General features: G+C 39.5%; 16 protein-coding genes and 1 pseudogene. 6 read left to right on the top strand and 11 right to left on the bottom strand.

Annotated elements, in window-relative coordinates; translation table 11 throughout:
* The first annotated feature begins 260 nt into the window (after positions 1-260).
* The 3 genes from PQ578_RS01745 (at position 261) to PQ578_RS01735 (ending at position 2,702) form a co-directional block, all read left to right on the top strand.
* Positions 261-1,361 (top strand): acyltransferase family protein, encoded by a 1,101-nt coding sequence (locus PQ578_RS01745; protein WP_273831919.1) that lies wholly within the window; start codon positions 261-263, stop codon positions 1,359-1,361.
* Between the two features lie 128 nt (positions 1,362-1,489).
* Positions 1,490-1,948 (top strand): helix-turn-helix domain-containing protein, encoded by a 459-nt coding sequence (locus PQ578_RS01740; RefSeq protein ID WP_273831918.1) that lies wholly within the window; start codon positions 1,490-1,492, stop codon positions 1,946-1,948.
* Between the two features lie 7 nt (positions 1,949-1,955).
* Positions 1,956-2,702 (top strand): CPBP family intramembrane glutamic endopeptidase, encoded by a 747-nt coding sequence (locus PQ578_RS01735; RefSeq protein WP_273831917.1) that lies wholly within the window; start codon positions 1,956-1,958, stop codon positions 2,700-2,702.
* Between the two features lie 67 nt (positions 2,703-2,769).
* Here the strand turns inward: PQ578_RS01735 and PQ578_RS01730 are convergent, their stop codons facing one another.
* Positions 2,770-4,401 carry a DUF2207 domain-containing protein gene (locus tag PQ578_RS01730; RefSeq protein WP_273831916.1) on the bottom strand — a complete coding sequence of 544 codons (1,632 nt, stop codon included), beginning with the start codon at positions 4,399-4,401 and terminating at the stop codon, positions 2,770-2,772.
* A gap of 405 nt (positions 4,402-4,806) precedes the next feature.
* Here PQ578_RS01730 and PQ578_RS01725 point away from each other — a divergent pair, with 405 nt between their 5' ends.
* On the top strand, positions 4,807-6,165 hold the full coding sequence (locus tag PQ578_RS01725) for an SLC45 family MFS transporter (RefSeq protein ID WP_273831915.1): 1,359 nt from the start codon (positions 4,807-4,809) through the stop codon (positions 6,163-6,165).
* Positions 6,166-6,404: 239 nt separating this feature from the next.
* Here PQ578_RS01725 and PQ578_RS01720 read toward each other — a convergent pair whose 3' ends face one another.
* The 8 genes and pseudogenes from PQ578_RS01720 to PQ578_RS01685 all read right to left on the bottom strand — a co-directional run bounded on the left by PQ578_RS01720 (position 6,405) and on the right by PQ578_RS01685 (position 14,267).
* Positions 6,405-7,136 (bottom strand): exonuclease domain-containing protein, encoded by a 732-nt coding sequence (locus PQ578_RS01720; RefSeq protein WP_273831913.1) that lies wholly within the window; start codon positions 7,134-7,136, stop codon positions 6,405-6,407.
* The gene (locus PQ578_RS01715; protein WP_273831911.1) at positions 7,133-8,119 is read right to left on the bottom strand and encodes a DUF294 nucleotidyltransferase-like domain-containing protein; all 987 of its coding nucleotides are present in this window, start codon (positions 8,117-8,119) and stop codon (positions 7,133-7,135) included. The genes PQ578_RS01720 and PQ578_RS01715 overlap by 4 nt, the downstream gene beginning before the upstream one ends.
* A gap of 30 nt (positions 8,120-8,149) precedes the next feature.
* A complete protein-coding gene (locus tag PQ578_RS01710) occupies positions 8,150-9,430 on the bottom strand; it encodes an ammonium transporter (RefSeq protein ID WP_273831910.1) in 1,281 nt (426 codons plus the stop codon).
* A 509-nt stretch (positions 9,431-9,939) separates the two neighbouring features.
* Positions 9,940-10,368, bottom strand: coding sequence for a YrhA family protein (locus tag PQ578_RS01705; RefSeq protein ID WP_273831909.1), 429 nt, complete (start codon positions 10,366-10,368; stop codon positions 9,940-9,942).
* A gap of 13 nt (positions 10,369-10,381) precedes the next feature.
* Entirely contained in the window at positions 10,382-10,834 is a 453-nt protein-coding gene (locus PQ578_RS01700) for an HNH endonuclease signature motif containing protein (RefSeq protein WP_273831908.1), read from the bottom strand.
* Positions 10,807-12,009 (bottom strand): annotated as a pseudogene (locus PQ578_RS01695) (T7SS effector LXG polymorphic toxin); the annotation flags it as partial. The pseudogene PQ578_RS01695 and the gene PQ578_RS01700, both read right to left, overlap by 28 nt.
* Before the next feature lie 258 nt (positions 12,010-12,267).
* Positions 12,268-13,302 (bottom strand): M14 family zinc carboxypeptidase, encoded by a 1,035-nt coding sequence (locus PQ578_RS01690; RefSeq protein ID WP_273831906.1) that lies wholly within the window; start codon positions 13,300-13,302, stop codon positions 12,268-12,270.
* 188 nt (positions 13,303-13,490) lie between these two features.
* Positions 13,491-14,267: a transposase gene (locus tag PQ578_RS01685; RefSeq protein WP_273831905.1), complete on the bottom strand. Its 777-nt coding sequence runs from the start codon at positions 14,265-14,267 to the stop codon at positions 13,491-13,493.
* 742 nt (positions 14,268-15,009) lie between these two features.
* Between PQ578_RS01685 and PQ578_RS01680 the strand changes: the two genes are divergently transcribed.
* A complete protein-coding gene (locus tag PQ578_RS01680; RefSeq protein WP_273831904.1) occupies positions 15,010-16,191 on the top strand; it encodes a hypothetical protein in 1,182 nt (393 codons plus the stop codon).
* 137 nt (positions 16,192-16,328) lie between these two features.
* On the opposite strand, the gene PQ578_RS01675 is transcribed toward PQ578_RS01680, so the two are convergent.
* The gene (locus PQ578_RS01675) at positions 16,329-17,048 is read right to left on the bottom strand and encodes a DUF4352 domain-containing protein (protein ID WP_273831903.1); all 720 of its coding nucleotides are present in this window, start codon (positions 17,046-17,048) and stop codon (positions 16,329-16,331) included.
* A gap of 432 nt (positions 17,049-17,480) precedes the next feature.
* Here PQ578_RS01675 and PQ578_RS01670 point away from each other — a divergent pair, with 432 nt between their 5' ends.
* Positions 17,481-18,455: a hypothetical protein gene (locus tag PQ578_RS01670; RefSeq protein WP_273831902.1), complete on the top strand. Its 975-nt coding sequence runs from the start codon at positions 17,481-17,483 to the stop codon at positions 18,453-18,455.
* Positions 18,456-18,805: 350 nt separating this feature from the next.
* Here PQ578_RS01670 and PQ578_RS01665 read toward each other — a convergent pair whose 3' ends face one another.
* Positions 18,806-20,653 (bottom strand): zinc ribbon domain-containing protein, encoded by a 1,848-nt coding sequence (locus PQ578_RS01665; RefSeq protein WP_273831901.1) that lies wholly within the window; start codon positions 20,651-20,653, stop codon positions 18,806-18,808.
* Positions 20,654-20,742: the final 89 nt, after the last annotated feature.

Here is a 20,742-nt window from a genome sequence, read left to right as displayed (position 1 = left end):
TTTTCGTCACCTTCCCTCTACCGTATCGCGAAAACGAAACGTTTGGACTAATGAAAATGGGAAAAATAGGTCGATTTACACGGGGTATTTTTAGCTCCCCATAAAAAAGAGAGGACATTTGACGGACATGATCTATTTTTCTCTCACACCAAACTAAATTTCATTCCCATGCTCTAAGCCAAAAGGAATGGACCTAATGACGCCGAATTTAAAAAGAGATTTATACAAGTAATAGAGGGGATAAGCAGGGGGAAATAACGGTGCAAAAAACATTTCATAGACAATATGACTTAGATTGGATTCGCGTAATCGCAACAATTGGCGTTTTTCTTTATCATTGTTCGATGTTTGTTAACCCATTTCCTTGGCACGTGAAAAATAACGTGACGGAAGCAGGAGCAGTGCTAGTGTTTTCCCTTTTTGTCGGAGCCTGGATTATGCCCGTCTTTTTTGCCGTTTCAGGCATTAACATCACGTATACATTAAAAAAACGAACGTTCACTCAGTACGTAAAAGAACGCTTAAAACGACTAGGCATCCCTCTCTTGTTTGGTGTTTTCATCTTAACGCCTCCTCAAATTTATCTTGAGCGTCTGGCAAATAACCAATTTCACGATTCCTATTTCTCCTTCTATCCTCACTTCTTTGAGGGTGTATATTTGGATTTTGGAGGAACTGGTAACTTTGCTTTTTTCGGTCTGCATTTATGGTATTTACTCGTTCTTCTTATTTTTAGCCTTCTCGCCTTCCCCTTGTTCAAGATCGGAAAGAGAAACGTTCAAAGGATCCATTTCGTTCTGCTCCCTCTTATCCTGTTTGCGACTGGTTTTATCCATACACAGCAATTAGGTGGCTGGGATCTCATCTTTTATTTTGTTCTCTTTCTTTACGGTTATTTTTTTCTATCAAATTCAGCATTCAAACAAGGACTACAAGCCACCATTAAACTTCATATAGGAATCGCACTCATCACTTCGATCGTGTATATCACCTGGTTTATGATCGACTATCCACATCACTCTGCGTTAGCAATCTTATTTTTTGCCGTTAAAACACTGAATTGCTGGAGCTTACTTCTGTGCATTTTTTATTTAGCAGACAAGTATTTGACCGATTCAAACCGTTTTCTTACTTATGGAAGGGAAGCTTCTCTGCCATTTTATATTCTGCATCAACCAATCATCTTAACAATTGGCTACTTTATCCGTAATTTTGAGTGGGGAATTCCAACGAAGCTCATTTTTCTAATTACCGTGTCCTTTGTTGTTATTATGCTCTGCTATCATTTTGTGATTAGACAAGTACCTGCTTTACGATTTTTGTTTGGGATGAAAAGAATTCACTTGAGGTCTGGTGACTGATCCTATTAAAGGCTCACCACCTTACTTTTGCATTTATCATCTTCATCTAAACGAAGCGCATCATTTTGCACCCAGTCCGAATGAAGATTATTTAATATCTCGCAAAAGGCGAAGCAACCGGCTATGAAATGGTAACCGGTCTACCTCAAATTCCACAGGCAACGCTTTATCGCCTTCTGAATATCTTAAAGAAAGAAAACATCATAGCTGTCATTGATGAAAAGCAAATTCGAGGTACAGTCGAAAAGACGTATTCGCTTCATAAGGATGGACCGAGAATCAACGCAGGTGATTTCAAGACCATGACTGAAGACGAGCAAATACAGCTACTAACCACACTCTATTTTGACTTACTAAACAAAACGGAAGCATACATTAAAAGTGATCACACGATTGAAAAAGATCCTTTTGGTTTCAACCAGGTCGAACTTTATTTGACGGAAGACGAATTCCATCACATGCGAAAAGATCTCATCGACGTCTACAAGAAATACAATGCTAGAAAAACGAACAAGGACCAGCGCACCATCTATATGGTTCAAATCTTTCTGCCTGAACCTAGCGAAAAGTGGAACGAAGGAGAGTGAGTGTAACATGAAGAAAACGCTATTAGTAAGTGCTTTATTAGCCTTACTCGGTGCTATCGGCGGATACTTTGTGGCACAGGGATTGGATTTAAGCGGTACGATCGAGCTGCCAGATGAAAACGTGCTTAGCTTAGCCCTCACAATTCAAGCAGGAGTAATCACTTTCGTCCTCAGTCTAGTCGGCTTACTCCTTCTAAAAAAGACACCCTTTCAGCTCATCGATAAAACAAGGGCACAAAGAGGCGCAGGTCTTTCAGTGTTATTTGGACTTTTGACAGGGTTTATTATTATCGCGGGTGATGCCGCCCTTTTCTCAAAATTTCTTCCGGAGTTAGAAACGAACCCACCCTCTTTCTCACTATCAGGCTTACTCGGAGGCGTTTTTTATGGTGGGATTGTGGAAGAAGTGATGATGCGTTTGTTCGGCATGACGCTCATCATTTTTCTCATTAGCAAACTTCGAAAAGGGAAAAACCCATCCGACAAATCCTACTGGTTTGCTATCATTCTCACAAGCCTCCTCTTTGCGGTCGGTCACCTACCAGCAAATGCATTGATCTTTGGAGAGTTAAGCTTCCTAGTTACGACCAGAGCCATTCTCTTAAACGGAATCGGAGGCATGTTTTTCGGCTACCTTTATTGGAAGTATGGATTTTGGTTTAGCGTGCTTTCTCATATGATGGCGCATATTGGGATGCAGGTGATTTTTATACCGATGTTTATTAATGAATGCTATTGTCATTTTACAATTTAACTTAAATGGGAAAAACCAGGTAACCTAATCAATGAGCCGATTAGCACCTGGTTTTTTTACGTTCTTTTTAAAAAGCTCCTGATCCTCCTCCACCACCACCTGCACCTGATCCACCGCCTCCTCCGGTACCAGCGGCGGATACGGCAGTGGTCTGATCGGCTTTCTCGAAACCTGATTGAAAGGTTTCAGCTAGAAGAAGGTAAATCATCCATTCATTACTTTGTGAGGAAGTAGCAAAGCTAGCGGACATTTTTCGCTTTCCTGCTCCGATTTGATAGAGAAATGCTGGAACTTGCTCATCTTCATCCCACGATTTCCATTCATCGCTCAACTTAAGTGGTGTCAGAGTTTCCATGATTCTTCTTCCCTTTTCATTTAACGGTCGATACGCTACGGCAAAGATGAGGAAGAAGAGAAATAGCAGAACAACCGCAAACATCCAGAGAAAAAGACGATGATAGGCAAATAAAAAGATACTGGTGAAAGACAGGAGTGCCGATAACCCTGAAATCCAGCGGGTCTTCACTGCTTTTTCTGTTAAATTATTTTGTTTCACTTCTCTCCTTACCGCTTCCTTCCATGCGGAGAAGCTTCCTTGGAATTTTTCGTGGTTCTGCTTCTCTTTCACATAGCTGTCCAAATCATCAACATGAAAAGTCGTGTCATCGGCTATATCATCAAACAACCATTCCATTAATCTCGTTTCATGTCTAAAATCTGTCTCCCTACTTACAAGTTCAAATTCTTCATCTGAAACCTTCTTGATGTTACCTTTTCGAACGAGTTCAAGCAATGAAGCGATAATCGCTGATGCTTTAAGATTTCCGCCTGTAAATAAAAGAGTCGCAGGCAGGCTCATTTCCGTATCTGGAAAGCGTCCATTTCCACTAAGCTGCCGTTCAATTTCAATGCCGATCATCCTCTTTTTTCTGATGGCTTGAACGATCAATCCAACTGCAATTAGAAGCAAGCCACCAACAATCACAGGGGCTACTTTACCCCATTGCTCTCTCGCTTCCATTTTTGCTGCGACTTCTGCATCCATTTTTTCTTTCTCCGCAATAATGTTATCGAGCATCGGCTTTTCGGCTGTCAGAGGGGACTCTGAAAAAAGAGAGGCGTCGTATGCAACACGAATATCTCCGTTCTCCTCACTCTCTACTTCTCCTAAATTGAAAACGACCGTCCCCTCTTCAATTGTTTCGACAGTCTCATAGGCTTCATCATATCCATATGCTGCCTTCACATCAGTAGGTTTAGGCGGAACAACCGTGATGCGCATATTTTCATAGATTGTTTCATTGCTATCATCGAAAAAAGGATAATAGAACTGGGCAACATCTTCAAACCGTTCTACACCTTGACTGACGGTGTAAGTAATGTCTACCGTCACGGTTTCATCTGATCCTCCACGATAAACTTTGTACAGATTTCCCTCCTTCTTCACTTTAAGCTTTTCACCATCTTCAAAAGCTTCGAAGTTGTGAATAGTCGTATTCTCTTTCGGTATAAGTGTCCTTGTAATGCCGTTAAAATCTCCTTCAAATTCATAAGTGTGGCTTTCTGTTACATCTACCTGACCGTCCTTGCGTAGTTGAGCTTCGATATCGGTCGATTCAATCGAAAACTCAACAGCCCATACATGCGTTGGAATGAACAAAATTAGAAGTAAGACACATACACTTAGCACCTTTTTCATAGGATCCACCTTCTTTCAAGTACATTGACAACTTTATATACGGTTAAAAAAGGTAAAAGTTACAAGTGAATGACTAACAGACAGAAAATCTGTCTTAACGTAACCGTCACAATCATTTTAATGCAAACGGTTGCGTAAACGTTGTCACCTGGTATATACTATTCAAGGAAAACGCTTTATCAGTTTAATGAAGTATCCCTTTAGTACTTCACTTGAAAATTCACAGTTTTAGAGCGAAATCATTGCCAGTAAAGCATTCCTATTATGAAACAAGTCGATCAAAAGCTGTTCGCAACTACCTGCGAGTGCAGCATTTATTTTTCTATTAATGTGCAAGCGATTGCATTATTTTCACATTTTCATAGCATATTTACTACAAAATCTATCCATACATAGGAGGAAATGATGTTACAAGAACAAGTCGTCACATCCAGTGAAAAACGATATCAAAAAGAACTACCCGCTCTGCCTCTCACAACAATTTGGTTAATTAGTTTCGGTTTTTTAGGTGTTCAGATGGCCTTCTCATTGCAAAGTGCAAACATGGGACGAATTTTCCAAACGCTTGGAGCCGATCCTCATAATCTCGGATTGTTCTTTATCTTACCACCACTCGCTGGACTAATCGTCCAACCTTTAGTTGGTTATTTCTCAGACCGGACCTGGATGCCGAGGCTTGGTCGTCGAATTCCTTATCTACTCGTTGGCGCTGTTGTTGCTGTTATTGTGATGTGTCTCTTGCCGAACTCAGGTAGTTTCGGATTTACGGCCGTGACAGCCATGACGTTTGGCGCGATCGCCATTCTGTTTATGGATGTCTCATCAAACATGGCGATGCAGCCATTTAAAATGATGGTTGGGGATATGGTAAACAAAGAACAAAAAGGTTTTGCGTATTCGATCCAAAGCTTTCTATCAAATAGCGGTGCTGTATTGGCGAGTATTTTTCCTTTTGCGTTAACACTTCTGGGTGTATCAAATAGTGCGCCAAAAGGGGTTATCCCACAATCCGTCGTCATTTCTTTTTATGCCGGTGCAGGTGTTTTAATCATTTGTAGTCTCGTTACCGTATTGAAAGTAAGAGAGTATACACCAGATGAATTTGCCGTTTATCACGGCATTACGAAAGAATCAACGAAAGAAAAAGTAAACATTTTTAAATTACTTGGAAGCGCGCCAAAAGTATTTTGGACCGTTACCCTCGTTCAACTCTTTTGTTGGATGGGCTTTCAATATTTGTGGACGTACGGAACAGGCGCCATTGCGTTAAACGTTTGGAATACGAGCGATCCTTCTAGTGCCGCTTATCAAGATGCGGGAAACTGGTTTGGGATTTTAACAGCGGTTCAGTCGATTGGCGCAGTACTCTGGTCTCTCGCCTTATCCCGAATTCCAAATAACTCACGCAAATTCTACTACTCGATTAGCTTATTGCTAGGGGGAATCGGATTTGGATCGGTCTTCTTCGTTCACAATCAATGGGCACTCGTTATTTCCTTTACATTAATCGGAATTGCATGGGCAGCGATGATGACCTTCCCATTCACAATCCTAACGAACGCGCTGAAAGGCAAAAACATGGGTACATACCTTGGGCTGTTTAACGGTAGTATTTGTTTGCCACAAATTATCGCATCATGCTTAAGTTTCGTCCTATTCCCTTTGATCGGCTCTTCTATGCCGTTTATGATCCTGCTTTCAGGTGTGTTCCTTGTGGTTGGGGCGTTGTCTGTGCCGATTATTAGGGAGACTTATGCGAAGTAACTAGCTAGGCGATTCCCTGAATTAATTAATATCATATAAACCGAAAGCCAGATAAGCTAACGAAAGCTTATCTGGCTTTTTAAATTTTGTAGTCTATCTACTATTTCAAGCAATAGCTTCGTGATGGGTCCTAATAAACTCATTAATCAAACGTTTGTTTAATTTGTAGAACTGATCATCTTATTTTCTTTTTAAATAATTTTATTCAATACTATTAAAGAAAACTTCACCATGGTCCACTACCCCATCCTTGCCAACCGCTCATAAACCTCACGCAAATTCGAAAATCCCATCTCCTGGATTTTCTTCAAGTAGTGACACCAAAGCTCAGCTGTCATCTTTGCATCTCCCAATGCATGATGGCGATCTTTTACCTCAACACCACAATTCGTACAGCACTCCTCTAATTGAAACCCTTTTAATTCTGGATCAGCAATTCTGATCAGAAAAGAAGTATCCACAATACGATGGTCGAAATTGGCTCGCATCAAACTCCAGGTGGCATGTTGCATAAAGGCCTGTTCATGCTTGGCGTGATGGGCGACTAACGTGTGTCCTTTTATAAATTTATAAAATTGAGCCAGCACTTCTGAAAGGGGTGGGGCATCCTCCAAATCTTCCACTTTAATTCCGGTCAGTTCTGTCACCTCTTCGGAAGGGGCTGTATTAGATTGAACCAGGGAGTAGAAGGTTTCCTGTTCAATCGTTTCACCAGTCACTTTTACTGCTCCAATCGATAGAATCGCATCTCCTTTGTTCGGATAAAAGCCGGTTGTTTCAAGATCAAACACGACCACGCGTAATTCATTTAAAGGCACTTCCAACGTGTTTTTCATTTTAATTTCTTTCTGCATCTGCCTTAGCATGGAAATATGGTGAGGGTTCGATTGGTCTTGAATCGAGGCGTACATGCTCGTATTCACCTTGCCGGAAAGCTGCTTTAAATATTGAACCATTTGATTCATCTTCATTTAGGAACACCCTTTTCGAAGTACTTTGTGGTGTCGTTGTAAAGATCAATGCCTTGTTTCATCATATCCTTTAGCTCTTTCTTCTGTTCTTTAGGCAAGGCATCTATCTTCACATAATGAACGGCTTCATAATTTTCTTTTCCCCCATACGTAAGCCGGAACTGCAAAAGTTGCCTAAATTCTTCTTCATAATGCTTCCGATTTGAGCGACCAATCGTATGGTCTGATAAAGCACCAAGCCTTGATAACGTAGACGTGTTCATTACTTTCTCCTTCAACGCAAGAAGCCTTACTGCATTGACATAAGGAAATAAAGCCGTCTGTTTCAAGTTGATTTCTCCCGTATGCGAACCGTGCGTTTCTGCAAGAATTTGGCCAAATACACCGATTCCTTTTTGCAGGCGCATCGTATTTTTTAACATTCTTTTTAATAAATATGGCGACTCTTCGATTTTCTGGTGAATCACTTCTTTTAACTCTTCAATAAACGAGTCACGCCCTACTAACACTCGCGCATCAATAAAAATTAATAAATGGCGGATCGCTTCAAAACTTTCATCTTCCATCCAGTTTTCAAGCTGGCCTTTCCACTCTTCAACTGATTTACACCACAGTGGATTGGAAGCCATCACATTTCCATCACAATATTCATATTTAACCGCATGGAGGCCATCTGAAATTTCTTTTCCAAGGGTAAGAAAATAGTTCTGCGCCTCATCGCTCGTCGTCTCATAAACAATCCCGTGATCCTGATCGCTCCATAGCGCTTGTTCAAACCGCCCACCGCTTCCCATTAAAAAAAATGAAAAAGGAGAGGGAGATGGCCCCCACTCTTTTTTCACTTTCTCGATTGCAAGATGAACGACTTGAGTCATCAGCTGATCATGGAATTGATTCAGTTCAATATGGTCTGTCGCAACGTGCTTGATTTGTTGCTCTCTCATGTTTCGTAGTTCTTCATACTTGTCGAAACCATCTTCCATACGGACAGCCCCTTTATCTCAATTAATCGTTCACCCTGATTTAGAGCTGCTTTGCTGGCCAGAATCGTGACGTGTTTCCAAGAATTCTGGATAGCCATAGCTACCGTGCTCACTAAGATCAAGACCGATAATTTCTTCTTCTTCGGTAACACGTAAACCGTTAAGCACTTTCTTAATAATGACGAGAAGGATAAACGAAACCACAAACGCATAAGCACCACTTGCACCAACACCAAGCGCCTGAACGCCTAGCTGACCGAAACCGCCACCGTAGAAAAGGCCGGGTTGCCCAACTGTCGCAAGATCTGGTGTCGCGAATAAGCCAGTTGATAACGTTCCCCAAACGCCTGCTACACCGTGAACAGATAAAGCAAAGATCGGATCGTCCACTTTCCGTTTTTCAAAGAATCTCATACTGTAGAATACGATGAATCCAGCCACTAAACCAATGACTACTGCTCCCCACGTGTCGACAAAAGCACAAGAAGCTGTAATCGCAACTAATCCTGCTAATGCACCGTTTAACATCGTTGGCACATCCGCTTTCCCAGTTACGGCCCACGCCACAATTAAAGCGGCAACGGCTCCAGCACCTGCTGCTAAGTTCGTATTCATGGCAACAAAACCAAAGAATGCAGCGTCAGCGGATAACGTACTACCTGCATTAAATCCGAACCAACCGACCCATAAAACGAGCACACCAAGCGCCGTGAATACCTGGTTATGTCCGGCAATGTTGTTTGGAGAACCATCTTTATTATATTTACCAATTCGTGGTTTTAAAAGAATCGTTGCGGCGAAAGCGCCCATTGCACCTGTTAAGTGAACAACCGTTGAACCAGCAAAGTCCTGCTTCCCGTGTTCAGCTAACCAGCCACCGCCCCAAATCCAGTGAGCAATTACTGGATAGACGAGAACTGAAAATAATACCGCAAACAGAATATACGCTGTTAACTTCGCACGTTCAGCAAAGCCGCCAAACGCAATCGTTAAGGAAATTCCCGCGAATGCTAATTGGAATAAGAAGAAAACAGGTGCTGAAAGCCCTAATCCCTCAATTTCATAACCGGAATAGAAAAAGTCCGTTAACCCAAAGAACGCATTTCCTTCACCGAAAATTAACCCATATCCAACTGCCCAAAACACCAATGAGGCAATCCCAAACGTGAAGATCGTCTTACCAGCAATATGGCCAGCATTTTTCATTCGCGTTGATCCTGCTTCAAGTAAAATGAAGCCACCTAACATCAAAATAACAAGTACCGCTGAAACCATCACCCAGAGACTATTCATCAGAAACACCGAATCCATTCCAACTTCCCCTTTCTTTTTCCAGAACCCAGAAATTCATTAACTTTTTGAAAATGTTAATTTATCTGACATTTATTATTATAAGTATTTTTGCATGAACAAAAATTGTCTTCAACAATCATGTCACATTATCTCTCTGACTATCTTTTAAAGGTAGTCAGGGGATTCGGGGGGACGGTTCTCTTGATTCTAGATTGGCAAAGTGGAATTAAAAACACTACCAATAAACCAACAATTCAACTAAATCACACGTTTGTTTAAGAATCATTATTACAGTTCAATCACACGAAATAACCCCCGATAAACGAATAAGCTTTTCGTTTATCGGGGGTTATTCCTTATGGGGGACAAAGGGACAGGTATCTTGTCCCAGCAAATATTTAATAAAACAACACTACAGACATAATCTGATCATCAGCTTTCTACAATTACGGAAGCATTTACTAGTACCAAAATTCCCAGTGGGACGTCGAACCTGTCCTTTTGTATCTCCACATACTAGCACTTCCTTATAAAACGCTTTTCAATGCTTCGGTTATCATTTCTTCAAAACTACTATATTCTTCTACTATATCTCCACTTGGTTTATCGAGTTCCAGAAATGTATGATTGTCTATATCCAAACAATACCACGAAATATTTGAATCACCAAAGAACAAATAATTACCTTCCCATTCATTTTCTTGCCAAATTTCATTCGCTTCAATAAAACCATTATTTTTGTCGTACTGATTGGCATTATAGATAACCAAACCATTAAACTCTAAACCGTTTATTTTTTTCAAAAAAGCCTCATAATCATTTATCATTGGATTTTTACTTGAATTGCTTGAAATCCATTTTTTTATTTCTTTGATATTTTCATCGTTAGCCGATGACATTATTGACTTTCCATCTTGATTTTTAATCTTTTCAATTTCAGCCAGCAAGTCTAACAACTTATCTTCACCTCTATTTTTTTGTTTTTGGGTATACAATACCTTCTGGCAATGGCCATTTAATAATAATTGAATCTCCTACTTTCAAACCTTTTGTTAAATTTTTTTGTGAATTTGTAAGAACTTTATGATGTGGGTCGTTTTCAATTAGTATTAAATTGCTATAATCATTATTTCCTCCATCGTCTAAAGGTAGTTTATGATGAACTTGGTACCCATCAGGCACAAGTCCATTTTGCAATTTATTAATATCTAAATTTGTTAATCCCGCTTCAGATAGTTGTTTCATTTTCTTTTCTTCTCGTACTAAATCTTGTAAAAATTTTTTTCTGACAGAACTATTAAATTTATTTCTTAATTGCTTGAACTCTTCCCGATTACGTTTAGTATAAGTTATTTCCTTTTCAATTATATTCTTTAGTAAAACTTCTTTTCCTTTTAATGTTCCAACATGTTCAGTATCCACAACATAGTACTTCCAATCCTTTTCCCATTACTAAAATGCAACGTTTCATTAGCATTATTCAACATATCCCTCACTGCAAAATCAGAAACATCACCAAATCCCGCAAAAGAATACTTCGTTCGCAACGGAAGCTTATATTCTAATACCTTCCGTACAACCTCTTTCATATCCATTCGCGTATTCATCAGTGGACCCTGCACCACTTTTTGGTATGTCTCTTTCATAACTTTCCTTGTACCGTCTGGATGAACGGTATGCTTGATACTGTTCATTGCTTTGCCACTTTTAGGAGCACTGACCTTCGCACCAGCTACCATAGCAGCCAGCCCAAAACTACTCAGCCAATGCTCTTTCGAAAAATCATCTTTAGGATTCAACGCACCATTCACCAGGTCCGCTCCACCACTCGTCAAGTAGTTTACAAAGTCATAAGGTGATTCCATAGCTTTATCAGATCGCTCGTCCATTGCACTAACAGCACCTCTTACGCCATCGACCAATCCAGATGTGAGGTAATTCCCAAAGTCATAAAGAGAATCCATTTTCTTATTGTTACGTTCTTGAAAACCAGACCAAAAGTCAGAACCAATCTCTTTGAAACTATTAACCGATTCAATAAATGGATTTTCATTTTCCTCCACAGTGGATTCAACTTCCTGTGAAGTTTGCTCTTTCTTTACGATAGTCGCTTCCGCTTTGCTCGCAGCAAACGCCGAATAAATATCACTCGAATGAAAAGATGCCGCATCGTAGTAGATCGATGAAACCTGATTCCCCTGAGTTGAGGCATTCATTAGTTCACCGAACAAAGCGGTTAGTATCTGCTCATGGCTTTCCAACATCTTGTAACCACTCGTTAGTTCTTCATCAAATTGCTCAACGCTCTCGATCGTCTTTTCTCTTTTCACCTTTGCTTCATCAAGTTGTTGATCAACTTCATGACGCGGAAAAACTTGTAATGGTTGAATGTCGCTGATGCGATTGAAAAAACGCTGCAGATCCTCCTGCTGATCAGCAATCATTTCTCTCGCTCTACTTTCGCTATTCGATAGCTCACCTTCTAAAAAAAGAAGCTCATCGGTTTCGCTTTCAAGATTTTTTGAGGCGGCCCCTTCTGGAATTTCACTATAAAAAGCAATATTTCGATCAACGAGCTGAAGCCATAGACTTAAGACGTCAAGTTGAGCCTGAAAAAGCCTTTGATCACATCGGCACTCCCAAGACTTTGCTGGGCTTCAAGAGCGTGAATACGAGAGTCTATGACCCTTTGGTACAAATGAGGAAGGTTCTGCTGGCCCACTTACTGTACATAACAAAAAGAACCAGAACGCTAATCCATAGAAGGAAGCGTCCTGGTTTTTTCTTTGAATCTAAATTGTTAACATCATTTTTATCTTTCGAATGATCCGTATCACGTTTATGATACCAAAAAACTAGTAATTATAGATCTGCTCCGGCAAATTATCATAAACCCCTGGATCTGCCTGTTCAATGGAACGATCTGCAATCGCTTGAGCCGTTGTGCTCATCGCAAGAAAAGCCTGCTTTGTGAGGTACCCATTTGATTTCTGACCAAGAACGTATGGCTCATAGTTTCCGTCTGCCATCCCTCTCATTTCAAATAAAATGACTGGAATGTCATATTGGAGGGCCATGGCATTCGAAGCCACGTTCGGATTTTGGGTTGGCTCATCATACTTGAATACATGAGACCATCCTTTCGACTCTAGTCCCTGGTAGAGAACAGTCGCTAATTGTTTTGATTGTTCTTTTACTTCTTGAGTGACCTCAGAACTTTGCGGCGTTAAAAGTGATCCTGAAGTTGGCTTTCCATTATACTCTTCTTGTGTACCCTGGTGATGGAAATCAATCATATAATCAATATCGTATTTCGAAATGACGTTCTCGTGTAAAGCTTTTGTTTCAGGCGCTACTTTATTCACATGATCGCGATTAAGATCAAGTCTATCAGCATTATACCTCGTTAAACTGCGCCCACTAGCTAAATAATTTTCAAGCTCAAAATTCACATCTCCCATTGCACCATCCGCATTGAACATCGGGAGTATCAAAATATTCACGTTCTCAAGCAGTTCCTCATTACCCTGACTATTTGAACCAAGGTCACGAATATAATCTAGCGCCCCTTCTGTCGTGAGGGCTTCATTCCCATGCTGCTGTGTGAGAAATAGAATCGTAGGATTTTCTGGATTCGTTATGTATTTGACGAGATAGATATCGCGATTCTTCGTCGTCTTTCCGATAACCTCCAAATCCATGCTCTCTTGTTTTTGATTCTCTTTCACTAGAAAGTTAGACATCTCTTCATAAGTCGTTAACATCGCTGTTTGAACCGTTTCTTTTCCGTTCACATCTGGACCATTTCCTTGTGCGAATGAAGGTACAGCTGCAAGTGTTGTGCTCGCCATAACGGCAGAAAGTGTTAAGGTGAAAATTTTCTTCTTCAAGCTTTCTCAGCTCCTTTATGATTTGGTATAACGTTCATAAAGTATCCGATTCTAGAGATGACAGTTATCCCCTGCAGTTTTATGCGAAAAGTGGAGGAAAGGCCTATTTCTTAGAAGGTTCTGGTTGTCTCTTCACCAACTAAAGCACTAAGAATCGTCGGCAGAATCCTCGGGACGGTTCTCCCGATTCACGCCCTAAAAATCAACGACTGTGAAACACCCAATATTCTTGCCATCTGCCGTTGCGATACGCCTTTGATCCGTTTCAACTCTCTTATCAAGGGATCTCTTCTCTCTTTAGGAAGACTCTTTATCTGAGCGATTTCCATTACACCAAGACTGCTTTTTATAAGATTTCTCGCTTCATCATCGGTCAATCTTCTTTTCTCATCGTTTACACCTTCTAAACAACAATCATCGGTGACTCGTTCATTAAACTTCCTAAAATGGCCAATAGCTAAACGTCGATCATGACCATAGAATTTCAGGATATAATCACAATCTAGCCATTTCGTTTTGGAATAACCCCGATAATATTCCGCACAACTGCTCCATGGCCAATCATCTACACTCCTAACCATCCGCGCTTTCAGTGGATTTTGGTGGATGTAGCGCACCACGGTAAGAAGGTATTTGACTGTCTCCACATTTTCACTTTTAAACCGATCTTCGAAAAGATGTCCAGATGTACGATATTTAAAATGATAAGTTTGGACAAAACTTATGGCGAGGCGTTTTAACGTAAGTGAGATTTCTTCGTTTCCTTCCTTTAATAGAAGATGAATATGATTGTTCATAAGGCACCAGGCATAGCATTTCATTTCGTACAACAGGGCGTACTTTTCAAGCGCGTTAAGAAATCGAATCCGATCATGATCATCATGAAAAATTTCCTGACGATTGGCTCCTCTAAAAATGACATGATAAATCGAGGTTTTGCTTCTTTTTCTTGCTTCTCGTGGCATGATTACTCTCCCTATTCGATTTGTCGAGGCGGAATCTCTGAATTGATTGTCAGAGCATATTGAATTTGTATACTTCTCAAATTAACGAGAACGATTGAGATAGAGTTAGGTAACGCGAGGATGAGATGATTGTCAGAAGATACGGCATGGATATCAATCTAGTAGATGAAAATGAGATCAAAATTTGGAGTGAAAATAAGTTAATGAGTGGTAGGTTCAGCTTTTGCAAAACGGAGGTAAAGATTGGAGGAAACGAAGTAATAGTACTTAAATAAGATTTATTATGTGCTTAAAATTCAGTTCAATGAGGGTGCTCACCTCCTGATTATTTCTATTTCCTTAACTTATTCTTTCATCTTGTTATTCTTTCATCTTGTAAAATTCCCTTCATCTTTATGGAGATATTATGATAAATCTGTTTATGCCCAGTTAATCAAACGTTTGTTTAACTGGGCATTGGCTATCTTTTTAAGTTATTAAGAACTTTTTCGCTTCTCTTCCCCCCAAAAAAGTCGAGTCGCTGCCTAAATACGCAGGACTCAATTGTTCTATTATTCTTATTTCTAGTTTTCGTCTTATATTGAATCATAAGAACCGTCCCAGCGATGCGATAAGAACCGTCCCGCCGATGCCGCCAATTCCCCACCGATTCTCATTTTCCGGTTGACAATGAGAATCATTCTCTATATGCTAATTATGAAATGATAACGATTACTACATAGAAAATAGGGGGAAACCAAACGTGTTAAAGCATAAACTCTTATATTTATTTCTTGCACTAGGACTTGTTCTAGCTGCTTGTGGCCAATCGAATGATAACTCTACTAACGGAAGTGCTTCTGATGAAAATTCAGAACAGAATAGCACGGAAAAAGCGGATGAAGGTAATGGTGAAGAAAAGGAAGAAGATGCTGATTTCGTTTCTTCTTTTGAAGAAGGAAAAGCCGAACTTGAGAAAGCTTCCGAAGGTGAAGACGTTGACTATCAAGCTGTCATTGATCTTTACAATAGCGATTTAAAACCTCTTGTTGAGCAAAGAGAAGGTGAAATGGATCAACAGATCTCATCTGCTCTTGAAGCTGGAAAATCTGGTGACCTAGATGGCGAAGTTGTGAAACAAATTTATGATAAGCTAATGCAAAAGGTTTTCTATTTAACGGTTAAGCATGAGTTTGACGAAGTGAAAGAAAACTGGGGCAATACAGAAGAAGTGAACAAAGAGATTGAAGAAGCGAAGGAATACTATGAAGTGTTAAAAGGAACGGTCGAAAAACGCGATGCGGCATACGATACTTCCATGGTTTCTCAGATCGACGGTGGTTTCAGTGACATGGAAGCTGCAGTTGAAAACGATGATAACCTTCAATTTGTACTCGCTACCCAAATGGTCGATAAGACATTGATGAAGACATTCTACCTTGCCACTGGCGCTCTACCTGAAGGATATGCAACAAAAGCAGCGAAAGAAGCAAAAGAAGATGCTGAGCATGCTCGTGTGGAACAAGCTGAAGGTTGGGCATTCTATCAATCAATCTCAAATTACATTACAAACCACGCTGAAGAAGATGCAGCACTAATCGAGAAGAATTTTAGTCTTGAAAACGATGTAGCTGAAATCGATCCAGAAGCTGTTAACCATGCGTTTATTCGCGGATTCTCGAAAGTAGCTCTTCATGAATATGAAGAAAGCGAAGAAGAATGGGGAGAAGATAAATCCACGATTACCGCACTAGAAGGCGCCCTCTTCATCGATATGATTTCAAGCGACATCAAGCGCATGGAAGGGGAAGAAGCCTACAACACCCTTTCTGCCCATGCACAGTCTTATCTTGAAGCGGTTAAAGCAGATGAAAAAGAAAAGGCAATGGAAGAGCTGAAGGAAATCAAAGAAACGTTGAATATGGTTATTGAGAAAGCGGAATAACGTTATAAAAGTACCTTTTCCTTATTTTAGGAAGAGGTACTTTTTATTATTAGGCATCGCTGGGACGGTTCTGTTGATTCCACCACTTAAATAATTTTCATCATGAGAACCGTCCCAGCGATGCCCCAGCGATTCCCCTACTGCAAATCAACACGAATCAATCGATCTCTCCAAAAGTTAACGGTATATCGCAATTGCAGTTTCTCATCATCTTTCGGCTGTTCGAATACGACGGTCCCTTCTACGTTTCCGCCTGGCACAAGATCACCAGAATGCAATGCAGTATCTTCATGTAAACTGGAAAATGATTGTTGGAGAATCTGGCCTTTCGAGTTACTCATCTCAAAATCATAAGGATTATAGGAGATTTCTTCTTTCGAGTTATTCGTAATTTTGACAGAAACAATGACATATTCATCACCAGATTTAAGATTCGAGTATTCATTCCCGTTTGATTTCTCAACCTTTATAACCGTTAGCTCCTTATCATTCATTTGAACAACATCGCCTACTTTGTAAACCTTATCTTTCTCATCCTCCTTATTGCTATCAGACGACTCCATTGTCCCAACGGTTTCCACCTCAATTCCACTTTCTTCTTCACTAGAAGGTGTAAATACGGTAAAGAAGAAGATACTGGCAAAAAGGATTTTACCTACCCATGTAAGACTAACGAGTATGAGAGAAACTACATTCTTAGGTCCTTTCTCATGATTTGAATAGCTTAATACCAGGAAAACTGTTGCCGTAATCACAAGAAGCCAACCTATGATTGGAATTAATCCAAATACAAAAGAACAAATGGCTAATACAAATGCAATAGTAGCATAGTGTTTATTCTTCTTTTCGGCTGTCAAATGACCACCCCGTTTATTTATTTTCTCTTAGCTCATTTGCGTTCTTTTATTGAATCCTCAATACAAATAGCTTCTTTCCTGATCATAAAAATAAAACAAGAAACGATATACAATACGCTGATTGTTTTGTTCATATTCTTATTTACAAAATGCCTATGTTCTTATTTGATTTTTTGTTTTATCCAGCGCTTCCTCAAAAAATTCAAAAAGATAGAATTAATGAGAGAATATGTAAAAAACAGAGATATCATATCTTAATACCTTTAAAACGAACGTTTTTGCGAGTTTAACCCTCTTGATCGTTCTTAATAAAGAATATATGATGTTCTAGCAAGGTGTTCTTAATAAAGAATACACTTGTGGATGTGCTAATCGTTACATATGTCCTGGGGGAAATACCACAAAAATTTATTTGAAAGCGGAGGAGAAAGAATGGGGTTCTTAAGTACAAAGGTTGTAGCAGGAATGTTAGCAACATCAGTAGTAGCTGGCGGAGTGATGTTTACGGGTGGGAACACAATCGACGACGTGAAACTACAATTAGAGGAATTAAAGAATAAAGTCGTACAATATGAAGCAGGTGAGAACAGTCTACTTAGTAAGATTGGAATTATTAAAGCTGATGCATCCGAGAAAATAAAGGATGCCAACGGCAAGATAGTTGATGCTAAAACTAAAATTAAAGATTTAGAAGCAGAGAAGCAGTATTTGATTAAGCAAACGGATAACCTTAAAACAGAAATTCAGCAGTTAGAGTCCGATAACTCCGAATTAAAAGAGGATTTAGATTCAGCAAACCAAACAATAGAAGAAAAGCAAGCTGAACTTGAAGCTAAGCAAGCTGAACTTGATAGCATTAGCACTGAGCTTGAAGCTACTAAGTCGGAACTTGCTCAATTACAAGTAGATTACGATAATCTTGTAGCAGAGAATAATAGCAATAAAGAAGAAATTTCTAGACTTGAAGCTGAAGTGAAGCAAGCAAATAACAAGGTTGAGGAATTAGGAGAAACTTCTGCAGAGGTTGAAGAAGCGACATCTGATAAAGAGCCAATGACTGAGGAAGAACTTAATGAGATTGGCACAGAAGTAACACCAGATGTATTTGATGCTGAATTAGTTGTTCAAAAACTCAATCTTACTTACATCCAAAATGGTCAGTCTGAAGAATTCCAAGCTGAGCATCCAGACCTTGTCATTAACGAAGGGGATAGAGTTTGGAGAGTTAAAAATGATAATGATTTCAAAGTATATGTTGAGTGGCAGTTTGCAGGTGGAGGAACTTCAGGAGAAATCGTTGCAAATCCTAGCCAAACATTCTATATGACAGGCCAGGGCGGCACCATGATCATTAAATGGCAGGATGAAAACGGTGAGTGGCAACAAGTAGTTAAAGCTGGAGCATAATAATTTCTGTTAGAACACTTGTTTAATAGAAAATGGATTGGACTAATTAACCATTGAAACACAAAAAAACCAGGTAAGCTAATTTTAGCTTACCTGGTTTTTTGAATCTTTGGGAATCTGCGGAACACCCATGATCATCTTGAAAATTTTCTTGACGATCGGCTCCTCTAAAAATGACATGATAAATCAACGTTTTTCTTTTTTTTCTTGCTTCCCGTGACATGATTAACACGAAGGACTCACCTTTTGTTCATTGACGCTTATTTATTATATTCACTATCTAATAACCGTCCCGGCGATGCGATATGCTGCGAATCATGAGAACCGTCCCAGCGATTCCCAGCGATTCACTAAATCTCCTTCGTCTCAATCAACTTACCCATCTTCATCCCATCACTCGTCTCATTTACTTGATAAGTCGAACGATAGGCTTTATTTTTCTCTGATCCATCACTGTAATAAATGGTGTATTCCTCTACAGTCGATACCGTATATCCATCTCCACTTCCATTCACCGATTGAACATCCACACTTATAATTTCTTCTGTCATTCCTTTTTCATTAAGGCGATCAATATAGCTCGATACTTCCTCCATATATCCGGTAGATGAAGGGTCAATTTGTCCGGATATGATTGAGAAGTCTCCGTAGTTGATTGCATCTACATAAGCAGAGACATAACCTTGAACAAAGGATTCGACATCTGATTCGTCAGTACTTTGACTGGACTGGTCACCTTCAATTTCAGCGTTCGTTTTAAAAGCAGTAGAAGCTTCAAAGGCTTTTTTCTGTTTTTTTGGATCTATACCTAAATCTTTCACATTACTACTAGCATTTTCATACGAAGTCCAATTGACTACGTTCCATTTCTCTTTTGCATCGTAGGTGAGCGTATATAGATTAGAGTATCGTGATTCAGTTAACGAAGAAGGCTTCCCTTCATAAGCATCATTTTCTTTCCACTTTTCGATTAATCCCACTTCAAGTGTCCACTTACCATCAGTTTCATCAACGTAAAACGTATCCCAATCGACTTTTGCATCTGTTACATATCCAGCATAGTTCGTATTATAGGCTATTACGTTTTCGAAACTTGCATAGGTATAGTCTGAGGCAACTGTTGATTTGTCATCTAAAAAATCAATTTCACGGTTGATTAATGCGTTTGAATAATTCGTTAAATGTTGCTTCAAACTCTGCGCTACTTTTTCTTTTTGTTTATCCGAAAGTACCGCTTCTACTTCAAGATATGTATCGTCTATCGCCATTTCTGAACTTTTTAGTTTGCCAAATGGGGCATCTCGTTGCACCTGGGCAGTCATAGATTCATCAACCATTACTGGACCAACTTCAACCTGTTTACCATCCGTAAAAGAAACGTCAGTGTTTTTTCCATTAATCAATACATCAAATTTTTCTACATTTGATCGAATGGAGATTGTTTCAACATCAAATTCAAGAACAGAGTAGTTATTCTTTTCAAAATGTTTTACATTGATTTCTTTTGATAGATCAATAAGTTCAGAAGAAAGCTTCCCTTCTACTTTGTACTCACCTGGCAAGAAGGATCCGAGATTTATGAGTCCATCTTTCGTTTCAACGTGAGATACTTTCTTTCCATCAACAAGGTAACTCACTTCCTCTTCATTTGTATCTATGAAAAGTGGGAATGGTTGTAAGATAAAGTCATAATTATCATACACAAAGAATTTCTTCCCCTGTTTCTCCATTTTAATAAGCTGATTGTTTCCATCATCTACTTCTGCACTCACTTGTTGCGTCATATCGATCGATGAAGCAGTTTCACGTAAATGATTCATCAATGTTTCTTTCTCATCAGGATTTTCTTTTAAATAGGTTAAAAGGCTTTTTACATTACTATCCGATACATCGAGTGTAGAATCTGAGGATTCAAGCAAAGATACGAGTTCTTTTACATTTCCTTGATTGAGATTTTCCTCAAACCTGGACAGTTGATTGAACTTATCTGTATATGACTCACCCACTTTAAATACAGCAAAAACGATAACGATTAATGCCAGAATACTACCCAGTAAGATTTTTCTTTTTTTAGAGCTTGCAGGAGATTGTTTTACTTCTGGCTTGTTAACTAAGTTATTGCTTCCTAACTTAGCTCCACAATGCTGACAGAACTCCTTGTCTTTTGCTTCTTTACCGCAAGATGTACAAAATTTCATTGATTCTTCTTCCCCTTCTACAATTCATATTTCCACTCACATGAGAGTGGCCTACTTAATAGCAAATTTATTAAGTAGGCCACTCATCA

The sequence above is a fragment of the Guptibacillus sedimenti genome, from assembly GCF_028610665.1.
GTDB lineage: Bacteria > Bacillota > Bacilli > Bacillales > Guptibacillaceae > Guptibacillus > Guptibacillus sedimenti.
The sequence above is the reverse complement of the archived record's forward strand: the minus strand, read 5'-3'. Positions and strand labels throughout refer to the sequence as shown.